Genomic DNA, 13,521 nt, shown 5'->3' on the forward strand with positions numbered 1-13,521 from the left:
GACGGCCAACTGGCACCACGGAGGATCAGTGAATCAGCGGGGTGGGCGGCAACAGCTTGATGCCGGGCAGTTTGCATTGCGCGACCGCCTTGGCCACCGCTTCAATCGCAGCGATGCGAGTGAAGCTCTTGCGCCATGCCAGCACAACGCGGCGGTCGGGCACCGGCTCCTGGAACGGCACGTAACTCAGCAGGTCGGTGGCGGCAGGCTGCATGCTCGGCACCGACGTACGCGGCAGCACCGTAATGCCCACACCGCTGGCAACCATATGGCGGATCGTCTCCAGCGACGAACCTTCGAACGTCTTCTGGATACCGTCCGCGTTCTGCGAAAAGCGCGACAACTCCGGGCAGACGCCCAGCACGTGGTCGCGGAAGCAATGCCCGTTGCCCAGCAGCAGCATGGTCTGCTGCTTGAGCGCCTCCGGGTCCACCGACGACGCCTTGGCCAGCTCGTGACCACGCGGCACCGCCACGACAAAGGGCTCGTCGTACAGCGGCACCGTCATCAGACCAGCCTCGGGAAACGGCTCGGCCATGATGGCGCAGTCGATCTCGCCCTGCTTGAGCAGCTCCACCAGCCGCACGGTGAAGTTCTCCTGCAGCATCAGCGGCATCTGCGGGACGGTGTCGATCATCTGCTTGACAAGCGAGGGCAGCAGATACGGCCCGATCGTGTAGATCACCCCCAGGCGCAGCGGCCCCGCCAGCGGGTCCATCCCCTGCTTGGCGATCTCGCGGATCGCCATCGTCTGTTCAAGCACACGCTGCGCCTGTGTGACGATCTGCTCGCCGACAGGCGTAACGCTCACTTCCGACGCGCCGCGCTCGAAAATCTGCACGGCCAGTTCGTCTTCCAGCTTCTTGATGGCGACCGACAGCGTCGGTTGCGAGACGAAGCAGGCCTCGGCGGCACGCCCAAAGTGGCGTTCCCGCGCGACGGCGACGATGTATTTCAGTTCAGTGAGCGTCATGACGATCAATCGGCTTGGGGATATCGATAGATTTTACCAAGGGACGTGCGATGTTGCTTGGAGTTCGAACGGCGGCCCCGGCATTGACAACGCTGCCATCCGCCCCATCTTCCGTGAATGCGTTTCAACGAAACAATAAGGAGCCGCCCCAGCATGAGTGACGAACCTAACGGCAGCCGATCCCTGCCCCGCGGCAGGCGCCGCTTTCTGACAACGACAGTGGCGCTCATGGCAGCGCTGCACCTCTACATCGGATGGCGGCTCCTGCCGGATCTGGGCTGGAACGGCGCTGGCTGGGCTGCAGGCGTGATCTTCCTGCTCGTATCGACGGTGATGATCCCGACTGGGATGGCGGCGCGCTTCGTGATCCGCCCGATTTCGCTGGCGGATCGCGTGAGCTGGTTTGGCGCGTTGCTGATGGGCCTATTTTCGTCGCTGCTGGTCCTGACGCTGCTGCGGGACGTTGCGCTGATCGCGCTGCCACAGACTTATCGCCACGACTCGGCCCTGCTCGTCGTCGCCCTCACCTTGCTGGTGACGCTGATCGGCTATGTCAATGCGCGCCGCATCCCCCGCGTCGCTCGGGTGACGGTGCCCATTGCGGACCTGCCAGCGCCGCTGCACGGCTTCACCATCGCGCAAATCACTGATCTGCATGTCGGCCCCACCATCAAGCGAGCGTATGTGGCCGGCGTGGTCGACCGGCTCAATGCGCTGCAACCGGATGTCATCGCCGTGACGGGCGATCTGGTGGACGGCGAGGTCGACGTGCTGCGTCCGCATATCGCGCCGCTGGCCGGCATGTCGGCTCGGCATGGCGTTTTTGCGGTGACGGGCAATCACGAGTACTACTCGGGCGTCGGCCCTTGGGTGTCTGAGTTCGAGCGGCTCGGCATGCGGGTGTTGATGAACGAGCATACGGTGCTTGAGCACGACGGCGCGCCGCTGGTGATCGCGGGGGTAACCGATTTCAGTGCTGGCAAGTTCGACGCTGCGCATGCGAGCGATCCGACGCGGGCGCTGGCGGGGTCGCCGTCCGGCGTGACGCCCACCATCCTCCTCGCGCATCAACCGCGCAGCGCTCCTGCCGCTGCAGAGGCCGGCTTCGACCTGCAACTATCGGGGCACACGCATGGCGGCCAGTTCTGGCCGTGGAGCCTGTTTGTTCCGCTGCAGCAGCCCTTTACGGCTGGGTTGCACAAGCTCGGGCGCCTGTGGATCTACACCAGCCGAGGCACGGGATATTGGGGCCCGCCCAAGCGGTTCGGGGCGCCGTCGGAGATCACGCTGATACGGCTGGAGCCGGCCGTCGGCTAAACCCTAAGAGTGGGCATTCGACGAAGAACCCTGCGACCTCAACGTCTTGCGGCCTGCCGATTCTGCCCGCACCGCCGCAGTGCATACGAAAGTTGTAACGGCGCCTCAACCCGGCGACATTTCGGTCTATGCCGTTCGGGTGACGGGCTAAAATCGCGCGACTCACTGCTACACCCGCGCCGCGCCTCATGCCGTTCGACCACCCGCATCTGCAAAACCCCGCCACGCTCCTTGAAATCGTGCGAGCACAGTCAGAGATCGCCAAGCTGGGCACGGATCTGGGCGCGATCATGGCGCTGGTCACCGAGCGGGCACAGCATCTGACGTGCGCGACGGGGGCGGTCGTCGAATTGGCGGAAGGCGATGAGATGGTGTACTGCGCCACTTCGGGCCTGACCGAAACGCTGCTGGGCCTGCGCCTGGCGCGCAAGGGAAGCCTGTCGGGTCTGTGCGTGCAGACCAGCGAAATCCTGCAATGCACAGACTCCGAAACCGACGCGCGCGTCGACCGCGAAGCCTGTCGCCGCGTGGGTTTGCGCTCGATGGTGGTCACGCCGCTGCGGCATCTCGACACCACGGTCGGCGTGCTCAAGCTGGTGGCACCGGAGGTAGGCGCCTTCAGCGAAAGCGACATCAGCGTGTTGGAATTGATGTCCGAGCTGATCGCGGCGGCCATGTTCCACGCCGCCAACGCAGAGCGTGATCAGTTATATCTGCGCGCCACGCACGACGCGCTGACCGACCTCCCCAACCGCGCGCTGTTCTATGACCGCCTGCGGCAGTCGATCCATCTGGCACAACGCGCGCATGGCGGCTTGGGTGTGCTCAATGTCGACATGGACAATCTCAAGCTCATCAATGATCGCCATGGCCACCGTGCCGGTGATGCAGCCATTCGCGAGACCGCACAGCGCATGGGCCGCACTGCACGGCGCTCCGACACGGTGGCGCGCGTGGGCGGTGACGAGTTTGCCGTGATCCTGCCGGGCATTGTCGCGCGGGCCGATGCGCAGGCGCAAAGCGAGCGGCTCATTGAGGAGGTGCAGCAACCGTACGTGTTCGAAGGCCAGCCGCTGGATCTGCGCGTGAGCATCGGCGTGGCGGTGATGCCCGAAGACGGCACCGAGATCACGGCCCTGCTTGATCAGGCCGATCGCGAGATGTACACCGCCAAGCGCTTGCGCAAGCAGGCCCAGTTGGCGCACTAAAAAACTGTGCGCCGCCGGCCTTAAACGCGCAGGTAGTGCTCGCGCTCGCCCAGCCAGCGCTTGAGATGGGTGTCGACGGCTTCTGGAAAGCGGGCCAGCATGTCGTCCGCCGCTCCTTGGGCAAATTCGACGAGCCAAGCATCGTGGTTCAGATCGGCAAAGCGCAGCATGGCTTCGCCCGACTGCCGCGCGCCCAGGAATTCGCCGGGGCCGCGGATCTCCAGATCGCGCCGGGCGATTTCGAAACCATCGGTGGTCTCGCGCATGGTCTGCAGACGCTGCTTGGCCGTCGGCGACAGAGGCGCCTGATACAGCAGCACGCACACCGATTCCGCCGTCCCGCGCCCCACCCGCCCGCGTAGCTGATGCAACTGCGCAAGGCCAAAGCGCTCGGCATGCTCGATCACCATCAACGAGGCATTGGGCACATCCACACCGACCTCAATGACGGTGGTGGCCACCAGCACGTGCAGCTCGCCGCCGGCGAAGGCGCTCATCACGGCGGCCTTCTCGGCGGATGGCAGACGTCCGTGCACGAGGCCCACCTTCAAACCTTCCAGACTCTGGGAAAGCGTCTCGAAGGTGTCGACGGCGGTCTGCAGCTGCAGCGCCTCGCTCTCTTCGATCAGCGGGCAAACCCAATAGACCTGCCGACCTTCGCGTGCGGCAGCGTAGATGCGTTCAATCACTTCGTCGCGGCGCGCATCGTTCACCAGGCGCGTGACGATGGGCGTGCGGCCGGGCGGCAATTCGTCGATGGCAGAGACGTCGAGATCGGCGTAATACGTCATTGCCAGCGTGCGCGGGATGGGCGTGGCGGACATCATGAGTTGGTGCGGCACCTGGGCGTTGGCGGCGGGCGCATCGCCATTGCCAGCCTTGCCCCGCAACGCCAGACGTTGCGCCACGCCAAAGCGATGCTGTTCATCCACCACGGCCAGGCCGAGCCGCGCGAACGTGACCGCGTCCTGGATCAGCGCGTGCGTGCCGATCACGAGTTGCGCCGTGCCAGCCGCCACGCGCGCGGCCGCCTCGTCCTTCTGCTTGCGCTTGAGACTGCCGGCCAGCCAGACGATGTCCACGCCCAGCGGTTCCAGCCACGCAGAAAGCTTGCGGTAGTGCTGCTCAGCCAGCAGCTCGGTCGGCGCCATCAGGGCGGCCTGCCAGCCGGCGTCGATGGCCTGACACGCTGCCAGCGCGGCAATGACGGTTTTGCCGCTACCCACGTCGCCCTGCAGCAACCGCTGCATCGGGTACGGGTGCGCAAGGTCGGCACGGATCTCTTCCCACACGCGCGCCTGCGCGCCGGTCAGCTTGAACGGCAGCGCATTCATGAAGCGCGCGAGCAGCCCATCCTTACCGCTGTCGCGCAGGATGGGCGCATTGCGCATGCGACGCGCGGCCTGCGCACGCTTGAGCGACAGCTGCTGCGACAGCAGTTCATCAAACTTGATGCGCAGCCACGCCGGGTGCGTACGCTCGACGAGGCTGTGCTCGTCGACATCGGGCGTCGGTTGATGCAACAGGCGCACGGCATCGGCCGGCGTCATCAGCTTGAGCGGCGCTAGCGGCCCAGTGATGAGGCTGTTCGGCAGTGTTTCCGGCAGTGGCGTGCGCGTGAGCGCGTTCAGGATCGCCTTGCGCAGATAGGCCTGCGCCACACCAGCCGTGCTCGGATACACCGGTGTCAGGCGGTCGGGCAGCGGTTCATCTTCCGCCACGGCGCGCACGGTCGGGTGCACCATCTCGGCGCCGAAGAAGCCACCGCGCACCTCGCCGCGCACGCGCAGGCGCACGCCTTCGGCCATCTGCTTGACTTGGCTGCCGTAGAAATTGAGAAAACGCAGAACCAGCTCGCCCGAGTCATCGGCGATATGCACGACGAGTTGCCTGCGCGGCCGGAACGCCACTTCATTGCGCGTGACCGTGCCTTCGACCTGCGCGGCCCAGCCAGTATTGGCCCGGGCCGTGGCTTCGACAATGGTCAGGAGCATGGTTTCGTCCTCGTAGCGCATCGGCAGATGCAGGACGAGATCGACGTCGCGGTGCAGGCCAAGCTTGGCCAGTTTGTCCGCCGGGCGGGCGGTCTTGGCTGCTGCCTTGGCTGGCTTGTCTGCCGGGGCTGCGCGTTTTGGCTTCGGTGCCGGCGCAGTATCAGCGTCGGGCATAGGAGCAGCATCAGTGGCGGAACGGGCGCGAGGCGGCACAGGGCGTTTACAATGGCGAACTTTGCGAGTCGCCCGATTGTACCGGCGCCCGCCACCATCACTTGGCGCAATCCACGTCTGCGCCACTTTTCATGCTGACGCTGTCCGATTTCGACTTCGATCTGCCGCCCGAGCTGATCGCACAAACCGCCCTGCCCGACCGCACCGCGAGCCGCCTGCTGGCCGTCCGCCGTGCGGAAGATGCCGTACATTTTGAAGACCGCCAGTTTGCCGATCTGGTCGACTACCTGCGCCCCGGCGACCTGCTCGTCTTCAACGACACCCGTGTCATCAAGGCACGCTTTTTCGGCCACAAGGCCAGTGGCGGCAAGGTCGAGGTGCTCGTCGAACGCCTGCTGGACGAGCACACCGTGTTGGCGCAAATCCGCTCCAGCAAATCACCGGTCGAGGGCACCACACTTCGCCTGGCCGACGCCTTTGACGTGACGGTCGGCCCCCGCGCCGAGCCGTTCTTTACGTTGCGTTTCCCGCAGCCGGCGCTGGATCTGATCGAGCAATACGGCCGCCTGCCGCTGCCGCCCTACATCGAGCACGACCCCGACAGCTTTGACGAGACGCGCTACCAGACCGTGTATGCGCGCAACCCGGGCGCCGTCGCGGCACCCACGGCGGGCCTGCATTTCGACGATGCGCTGTTCGCCAAGCTTGACGCCATGGGCATCCAGCGCGGCTTTCTCACGCTGCACGTGGGTGCCGGCACGTTCCAGCCCGTGCGCGTGGAAAACATCGCCGAGCACCGCATGCACAGCGAGTGGTACGAAATCACGCCCGAACTGGCTGAAGCCATCCGCGCCACGCGCGCAGCCGGTGGCCGCGTGATCGCGGTGGGCACCACGTCGATGCGCGCGCTTGAATCGGCCGCGCAGCCAGACGGCACGCTCAATGCCTGCAGCGGCGAGACCGACATCTTCATCACTCCCGGCTACCAGTTCCGCGCCGTCGACATGCTGGTGACCAATTTCCACCTGCCAAAATCGACGTTGCTGATGCTGGTATCGGCATTTGCCGGCATGAGCGCCATCCGAGGCGCCTACCAGCACGCCATCGCCCAGCGCTACCGCTTCTTCAGTTACGGCGACGCCATGCTGCTGACGCGCGCTCCATCCGAATCCGGCGAACCCCAATCGCTCTGACCATGCTCAAGTACGAACTGCTCACCACCGATGGCCTCGCCCGACGCGGCCGCATGACCCTGAACCACGGCGTGGTGGAAACGCCCATCTTCATGCCGGTGGGCACCTATGGCGCGGTCAAGGCGATGTCGCCGGCGGAGCTGAAGGACATCGGCGCGCAGATCATCCTGGGCAACACGTTCCACCTGTGGCTGCGCCCCGGCCTGGAAGTGATGGACGCGCACAAGGGCCTGCACGGCTTTAATGGCTGGGACAAGCCCATCCTGACCGATTCCGGCGGTTTTCAGGTTTTTTCGCTGGGTGATCTACGCAAAATCACCGAAGAAGGCGTGACGTTTGCATCGCCCATCAATGGCGACAAGCTGTTCCTGTCGCCCGAGATCTCGATGCAGATCCAGCGCCGGCTGAACTCGGACATCGTCATGCAGTTCGACGAATGCACGCCGTACAAGATCGGCGATCGCCCCGCCACCGAGGCGGAAGCCGCCGCCTCGATGCGCATGAGCCTGCGCTGGGCGCAACGCTCACGCAACGAATTCGAGCGCGAGAAGAATCCGAACGCGCTGTTCGCCATTGTCCAGGGCGGCATGTTCGAGAACCTGCGCGATGAATCGCTTGCCGGTTTGCAAGCAATTGACGCCGATGCAGGCGGCGAAGGTTTCGGCGGCTACGCCATCGGCGGCCTGTCGGTCGGGGAGCCCAAGGAAGACATGATGCGCGTGCTGCAGCACGTGGCACCGCGTCTGCCTGCCAACAAGCCGCATTACCTGATGGGCGTGGGTACGCCGGAAGATCTGGTGGCGGGCGTTGCCAGCGGCATCGACATGTTCGACTGCGTGATGCCGACCCGCAACGCGCGCAACGGCTGGCTCTTCACCCGCTTCGGCGACATCAAGATCAAAAACGCGGTACACCGCAACGATCCGCGCCCACTGGACGAGACCTGCGGCTGCTACACCTGCAGCAACTTCTCGCGCGCTTACCTGCACCATCTGCAGCGCGTCGGCGAAATCCTGGGGGCCCGCCTGAACACCATCCACAACCTGTATTACTACCTGGAATTGATGGCCGAGATGCGCACCGCCATCGAGTCGCACGGCTTTGCCGCATTCCAGGCGCGCTTTGCCGCAGACCGCGCGCGCGGGGCGCTGTAACCCCGCTCCACAGGGCGCCAGGCGCGCCCATTTGCCGCGGCACCGCAATGGTAGAATGTCGGGTCCGATTTTTGACCGATTGACGAACCATTACGGAGTTCTGACGTGTTCCTGATTTCCGACGCTTACGCGCAAACTGCACCGGCTGTTGGTGGTGCCGCGGGTGGCCTGATGAGCTTCCTGCCCATCATCCTGATGTTCGTGGTGCTGTGGTTCATCATGATCCGCCCGCAAATGAAGCGCCAGAAAGAAACCAAGGCGATGCTCGAAGCCTTGGCCAAGGGCGACGAAGTCGTCACCGCCGGTGGCATTCTGGGCAAGGTCAGCAAGGTGGCTGAGCAGTACGTCACCGTGGAGATCGCTGCCAACACCGAAATCACCGTCCAGAAGAGCGCCGTGACGACCGTGCTGCCCAAGGGCACGCTCAAGGCACTGTAAATCGGCCCATCCCGGCGCCGCGCACGATTGCGCTGGCGCCGGAACCCCAGGCAGCGCCTATTCTAAGAATCCGCGCCCGCGCCTCTCGGCGTCGCCTCTCTGCATTCCAAGATGAATCGCTATCCGCTCTGGAAATACATTGTGATCCTGGTGGCGCTTGCCATTGGGTTCCTCTATACGCTGCCGAACTTCTTCGGTGAGGCGCCTGCTGTGCAGGTGTCTTCAGGCAAGGCCACCGTCAAGGTCGACCTGAACGTGCAAAAGCAGGTCGAAAGCCTGCTGGCCGCGGCCAGCATTCAGCCCAACGGTGTGTTCTTCGACAACAACGGAACCTCCGCCAGCGTGCGCGTGCGCTTTGCCGACACCGACACGCAGCTCAAGGCCAAGGACGTCCTGGCGCGCGGCCTGAACACTGATCAAGCCGATCCGACCTACATCGTGGCGCTGAACCTGCTGCCGGGCTCGCCGCGCTGGTTGAGTGGCGCGCCGTTCTTTGCCAAGCCGATGTTCCTGGGCCTCGATTTGCGCGGTGGCGTGCACTTCCTGCTGCAGGTCGACATGAACGGTGCCGTGACGAAGAAGCTCGACTCGCTGGCCGGCGACATCCGTACGCAACTGCGCGACAAGGGTATCCGCCACAACGGTATCGACCGCAACAACAACACGATCACGATCAAGTTCAGCACCCCGGACGAGGCCGACCGCGCCCGTGCGCTGCTGGCCGATTCGACCCGCGAACTGGCCTACACCGTGGACAAGAGCGCAGACGGCGCCACGCTCACCGGTACCTTCACCGCCGCTGCGATGAAGGAAGTGCAGGACAACGCAGTCAAGCAGAACATCGTTACGCTGCATAACCGGGTGAATGAACTCGGCGTGGCTGAACCGGTGATCCAGCAGCAGGGTCCGGACCGCATCGTCGTGCAACTGCCCGGCGTGCAGGACACGGCCAAGGCCAAGGACATCATTGGCCGCACCGCCACACTGGAAGCGCGCCTGGCAGATCCGAACGCGCCGCTCGTGCCGCGTGCCGGCGATCCGGTGCCGCTGGGCGACGAACTGTTCACGCAAGGCCGCAGCGCTCCGGTGCTGCTGCAAAAGCAGGTGATCTTCACGGGTGACCGCATCACCAGCGCTTCGGCCGGCTTCGACCAGAATCACAACTCGTCGGTCGACATCACGCTCGACGGCCAGGGCGGCCGCATGCTGCGCGATGTCTCGCGTGACAACATCGGCAAGCGCATGGGCATCGTGCTCTTTGAAAAGGGCAAGGGCGAAGTGCTGACGGTGGCGACCATCCAGTCAGAACTGGGCTCGCGCTTCCAGATCACTGGCATGGGCTCGACCGAGGCAGCTTCGGATCTGGCGCTGCTGCTGCGCGCAGGCTCGCTGGCGGCGCCAATGGAGATCATCGAAGAGCGCACCATCGGCCCGTCGCTGGGTGCCGACAACATCAAGAAGGGTTTCGATTCAGCGCTGTACGGCTTCCTCGCCATCTCGGTGTTCATGGTGCTGTACTACATGCTGTTCGGTGCGTTCTCGGTGGCAGCCCTGGGTGTCAACGTGTTCCTGCTGATCGCCCTGCTCTCCATGCTGCAGGCCACGCTCACGCTGCCGGGTATCGCGGCAATCGCACTGGCGCTCGGTATGGCCATTGACGCCAACGTGCTGATCAACGAGCGCGTGCGTGAAGAACTGCGCGGCGGCGCATCGCCGCAGATGGCCATCGCCGCCGGTTTCGACCGTGCATGGGCGACCATCCTCGATTCGAACGTGACCACGCTTATCGCCGGCCTGGCGCTGATTGCCTTCGGTTCGGGTCCGGTGCGCGGCTTCGCGATCGTGCACTGCCTGGGGATCGGCACGTCGATGTTCTCGGCAGTGTTCTTCAACCGCGGTCTCGTGAACCTCTGGTACGGCCGCAAGAAGAAGCTGCAGAGCGTCGCCATCGGGCAGGTGTGGAAGCCGGGCAATGCGAACACAGAATCGCCCGCCAAGTAATCACGCCACCCACAACGAATCTCGCATAACCGGCACCGCCCCCGGCACAAAAGGGGCGGTCGCCACAAAGGGCAGACCATGGAGTTTTTCCGCATCCGCCGCGACATTCCGTTCATGAAGCACGCGTTGATTCTCAACGCGCTGTCGTTCCTGACGTTTATCGCCGCTGTCTTCTTCCTGTTCCACAAGGGCCTGCACCTGTCGGTGGAGTTCACTGGCGGTACGGTGATGGAAGTCGCTTACACCCAGGCCGCCGATCTGCCGAAGATCCGCGGCGACGTTGAGAAGCTCGGCTATGCCGACGCCCAGGTGCAGAACTTCGGCACCTCGCGCGACGTGATGATCCGCCTGCCGCTCAAGACCGGTCCGGATGGCAAGCCCATCGCCTCGGCCGTGCAAAGCCAGCAGGTGATGACGGCCCTGAACGCCGCCAACCCTGACGCCAAGCTGCAGCGTGTTGAGTTCGTCGGCCCGCAGGTCGGCAAGGAACTCGCCACCGACGGCCTGCTGGCGCTGCTGTTCGTGGTGATCGGCATCGTGATCTACCTGTCGATCCGCTTCGAATGGAAGTTTGCCGTGGCGGGTGTGATCGCCAACCTGCACGACGTCGTGATCATCCTGGGCTTCTTCGCATTCTTCCAGTGGGAGTTCTCGCTGTCGGTGCTGGCGGGGGTGCTGGCGGTGCTGGGCTATTCGGTCAACGAATCCGTGGTGATTTTCGACCGGATCCGCGAAGCGTTCCGCAAGTACCGCAAGATGAATACGCACGAGGTGATCGATCACGCGATTACCAGCACCATCTCGCGCACGATCATCACCCACGGGTCAACCGAAATGATGGTGGTGTCGATGCTGGTATTCGGCGGCCCGACGCTGCACTACTTCGCCGTGGCCCTGACGATCGGTATTCTGTTCGGCATCTACTCGTCGGTGTTTGTGGCTGCTGCGCTGTGCATGTGGCTGGGCGTCAAGCGCGAAGACCTGGTCAAGTCTGAGAAGAAGGCCGGTGGGCCGAAAGAAGACGATCCGAACTTTGGCGCGCAGGTTTGAAGACCCTGCTACGCGCTGCCCCGAGGATTCATCCCTCGGGCAACAAAAAAGCCCCGCAACTGCGGGGCTTTTTCTTTGGCTGTGGCGATCGCGTGGCTTACTGCTGTGCGACGTTGGTGTCTTGCTTGATGCCTTCCACCTGAATCTTCAGCTTGGTTTCCATGTTGAAACCGTAAGCCTTGCCGTAATCGACGCCGAAGTCGTCGCGCTTGAACTTCATCTCGGCATCGGCGCCGCAGACTTCACGCTTGAGCATCGGGTGCGGCATGCACTTGAACGCGTCGATTTCCAGCTTGGCCGGCTTGGTCACGCCATGCAGCGTCAACTGGCCTTCGGCTTCGGTCGGCACGTCGCCCTTGAACTTCGTGAAGTTGCCCTTGAACGAGGCGGTCGGGTACTTGGCCACGTCGAAAATCTCGGCGCTTTTGGCGTGCTCGTTCATCTTGGCGAGACCGAAGTCGATGCTGTCGGTCTGCACGGTCACGTCAATGCTGCCGGTCTTGGCTGCGCGATCCAGCGTCACGGTGCCGCTGGACTTCTCGAACTTGCCACGCCACTTCGACAGACCGCCCATGTGGTCGGCTTCAAAGCTCGGGTACGTATGGCTCGGATCGAGCTGGTACGTAGCGGGGGCAGCAAAGGCGGCGGTGGCGGCAACAGCGGACAGGGCGGCAACGAGGATACGCAATTTCATGAGAACTCCTGCGGAATAAAAGGCGGCACACGAGGGCCGAAAAACGTTGGATTGAGACTTCTGATTACTTCTTGGCGATGACGACGCGGAATTTGATCGTTACGTCGTCCGAGACAACCGACGTGTCCTTCCACTCACCGTCACCCACCTTGAATACGTTGCGCTTGACCGGCAGCGCGCCTTCAAAGATCTGATTGGCACCGTCCTGCTTGAACGTCACCGGTGCCGTCACGTCCTGCGTGACGCCCTTGATGGTCAGCTTGCCGATCACATCGACCTTGCCGCCTGCACCGGGCTTGAATGCGGACGATACGAACGTCGCCTTCGGGTACTTGGCGGTGTCGAACCAGTCCTTCTTCTTCAGTTCGTCGTTGTATTCCTTGCTGCCGACGTCAACGCTCGTCACGTCGATGTCGACCTTCGCGGTCGATGCAGCCACGTTGGACGGGTTGTAATTGACTGCAGCGTCGAACTTGCCGAACTTGATGTCCATCGGCACACCGAGCTGCTTGCCGGTGGCGGTGACGCTGCTCTTGGCGGCATCGACCTGGGCGATGGCCGATACCGATACGGCAGCGATCGATAGCGCGCCGGCAGCAACCAGGGCAATGGCGCGGGGGCGCACAAAACGTTTCATCATCAGACTCCTTCGGTCAGGCCGGGTCATGCCGGCAGTCTTGGTCAGGATGGAAAGGCAGAGCGCCGGCACACACCGTGCACCGGCGTGTTTGGAAATCAGCGGAGGAAAGGCGCCATGCGGCGCAGCGTGCCGTCACGATCGACGACGTGGTGCTTGAGCGCGGCCAGAATGTGCAGCACGACGATAGCCGCCATGGTCCAGTTCAGCCATTCGTGCGCCATGCTGAAGATGTCTTTCAGCGCATCGCTCTTGTCGAACGGCATCGGCAGTTCCCACAGGCCAAGATAGACAACCTTGACCCCGGCTGCGACGCTCAGCAGATAGCCGGTCAGCGGCACCGCCAGAATCAGCAAATACAGCCCGACGTGTGCGGCTTCCGCGGCGGCGTGCTGCCACTTCGGCATGCCCGGCACGGGCCCCGGGGCGGGGTGCGTCAGACGCCACAGTACGCGAAGCACCGCAAAGATCAGCACCGTGATGCCAATCCATTTGTGATACGAGAACAGCTTCAGCTTGGTTGGCGTAAAGCCCGGGATATCGGTCATGTACAAACCGAGCCCGAAGGCCGCGAAGATCAGCAGGGCGACGATCCAGTGCATCGCAATCGCGGGCTTGGCATAGGCGCCGTGGTCAGCGGCGCCGCGCGTGGCGAGATTCGAGTGGGCGGCTTGTGACATCGGTTCCC

At 63.7% G+C, this 13,521-nt stretch carries 12 protein-coding genes; 7 read left to right on the forward strand and 5 right to left on the reverse strand.

The features are described from left to right. Positions 1–25 precede the first annotated feature (25 nt). Positions 26–973, reverse strand: coding sequence for a LysR substrate-binding domain-containing protein (locus BG83_RS0123575; protein ID WP_024979056.1), 948 nt, complete (start codon positions 971–973; stop codon positions 26–28). A 153-nt stretch (positions 974–1,126) separates the two neighbouring features. Here BG83_RS0123575 and BG83_RS0123580 point away from each other — a divergent pair, with 153 nt between their 5' ends. Next, positions 1,127–2,290, forward strand: coding sequence for a metallophosphoesterase (locus BG83_RS0123580; protein WP_024979057.1), 1,164 nt, complete (start codon positions 1,127–1,129; stop codon positions 2,288–2,290). Positions 2,291–2,478: 188 nt separating this feature from the next. Then, positions 2,479–3,498, forward strand: a complete 1,020-nt coding sequence (locus BG83_RS0123585; RefSeq protein WP_024979058.1) for a sensor domain-containing diguanylate cyclase — start codon at positions 2,479–2,481, stop codon at positions 3,496–3,498. A 20-nt stretch (positions 3,499–3,518) separates the two neighbouring features. Here the strand turns inward: BG83_RS0123585 and recG are convergent, their stop codons facing one another. Then, positions 3,519–5,666: an ATP-dependent DNA helicase RecG gene (gene recG, locus BG83_RS0123590; RefSeq protein ID WP_037032428.1), complete on the reverse strand. Its 2,148-nt coding sequence runs from the start codon at positions 5,664–5,666 to the stop codon at positions 3,519–3,521. 131 nt (positions 5,667–5,797) lie between these two features. Between recG and queA the strand changes: the two genes are divergently transcribed. The 5 genes from queA to secF all read left to right on the forward strand — a co-directional run bounded on the left by queA (position 5,798) and on the right by secF (position 11,502). Continuing rightward, positions 5,798–6,859: a tRNA preQ1(34) S-adenosylmethionine ribosyltransferase-isomerase QueA gene (gene queA / locus BG83_RS0123595; protein WP_024979060.1), complete on the forward strand. Its 1,062-nt coding sequence runs from the start codon at positions 5,798–5,800 to the stop codon at positions 6,857–6,859. Positions 6,860–6,861: 2 nt separating this feature from the next. Next, entirely contained in the window at positions 6,862–8,013 is a 1,152-nt protein-coding gene (gene tgt, locus BG83_RS0123600) for a tRNA guanosine(34) transglycosylase Tgt (protein ID WP_024979061.1), read from the forward strand. A 105-nt stretch (positions 8,014–8,118) separates the two neighbouring features. Further along, entirely contained in the window at positions 8,119–8,451 is a 333-nt protein-coding gene (yajC, locus tag BG83_RS0123605) for a preprotein translocase subunit YajC (RefSeq protein ID WP_024979062.1), read from the forward strand. Positions 8,452–8,562: 111 nt separating this feature from the next. After that, positions 8,563–10,452, forward strand: a complete 1,890-nt coding sequence (gene secD / locus BG83_RS0123610; protein ID WP_024979063.1) for a protein translocase subunit SecD — start codon at positions 8,563–8,565, stop codon at positions 10,450–10,452. A 78-nt stretch (positions 10,453–10,530) separates the two neighbouring features. After that, entirely contained in the window at positions 10,531–11,502 is a 972-nt protein-coding gene (gene secF / locus BG83_RS0123615) for a protein translocase subunit SecF (RefSeq protein WP_024979064.1), read from the forward strand. 97 nt (positions 11,503–11,599) lie between these two features. On the opposite strand, the gene BG83_RS0123620 is transcribed toward secF, so the two are convergent. The 3 genes from BG83_RS0123620 to BG83_RS0123630 all read right to left on the reverse strand — a co-directional run bounded on the left by BG83_RS0123620 (position 11,600) and on the right by BG83_RS0123630 (position 13,513). Then, complete coding sequence (locus BG83_RS0123620; RefSeq protein ID WP_024979065.1) at positions 11,600–12,196, reverse strand: YceI family protein; 597 nt, start codon at positions 12,194–12,196, stop codon at positions 11,600–11,602. Positions 12,197–12,260: 64 nt separating this feature from the next. Further along, on the reverse strand, positions 12,261–12,833 hold the full coding sequence (locus BG83_RS0123625; protein ID WP_024979066.1) for a YceI family protein: 573 nt from the start codon (positions 12,831–12,833) through the stop codon (positions 12,261–12,263). A gap of 98 nt (positions 12,834–12,931) precedes the next feature. After that, on the reverse strand, positions 12,932–13,513 hold the full coding sequence (locus BG83_RS0123630) for a cytochrome b (RefSeq protein ID WP_024979067.1): 582 nt from the start codon (positions 13,511–13,513) through the stop codon (positions 12,932–12,934). Positions 13,514–13,521 lie beyond the last annotated feature (8 nt).

The organism is Ralstonia pickettii (assembly GCF_000607165.1).
GTDB classification, from domain to species: Bacteria; Pseudomonadota; Gammaproteobacteria; order Burkholderiales; family Burkholderiaceae; genus Ralstonia; species Ralstonia holmesii.

Bases quoted from the DNA above. Each gene is read 5' to 3' on its own strand.
- BG83_RS0123575 (WP_024979056.1), bottom strand. From the start codon at position 973: ATGACGCTCACTGAACTGAAATACATCGTCGCCGTCGCGCGGGAACGC.
- BG83_RS0123580 (WP_024979057.1), top strand. From the start codon at position 1,127: ATGAGTGACGAACCTAACGGCAGCCGATCCCTGCCCCGCGGCAGGCGC.
- BG83_RS0123585 (WP_024979058.1), top strand. From the start codon at position 2,479: ATGCCGTTCGACCACCCGCATCTGCAAAACCCCGCCACGCTCCTTGAA.
- recG (WP_037032428.1), bottom strand. From the start codon at position 5,666: ATGCCCGACGCTGATACTGCGCCGGCACCGAAGCCAAAACGCGCAGCC.
- queA (WP_024979060.1), top strand. From the start codon at position 5,798: ATGCTGACGCTGTCCGATTTCGACTTCGATCTGCCGCCCGAGCTGATC.
- tgt (WP_024979061.1), top strand. From the start codon at position 6,862: ATGCTCAAGTACGAACTGCTCACCACCGATGGCCTCGCCCGACGCGGC.
- secD (WP_024979063.1), top strand. From the start codon at position 8,563: ATGAATCGCTATCCGCTCTGGAAATACATTGTGATCCTGGTGGCGCTT.
- secF (WP_024979064.1), top strand. From the start codon at position 10,531: ATGGAGTTTTTCCGCATCCGCCGCGACATTCCGTTCATGAAGCACGCG.
- BG83_RS0123620 (WP_024979065.1), bottom strand. From the start codon at position 12,196: ATGAAATTGCGTATCCTCGTTGCCGCCCTGTCCGCTGTTGCCGCCACC.
- BG83_RS0123625 (WP_024979066.1), bottom strand. From the start codon at position 12,833: ATGAAACGTTTTGTGCGCCCCCGCGCCATTGCCCTGGTTGCTGCCGGC.
- BG83_RS0123630 (WP_024979067.1), bottom strand. From the start codon at position 13,513: ATGTCACAAGCCGCCCACTCGAATCTCGCCACGCGCGGCGCCGCTGAC.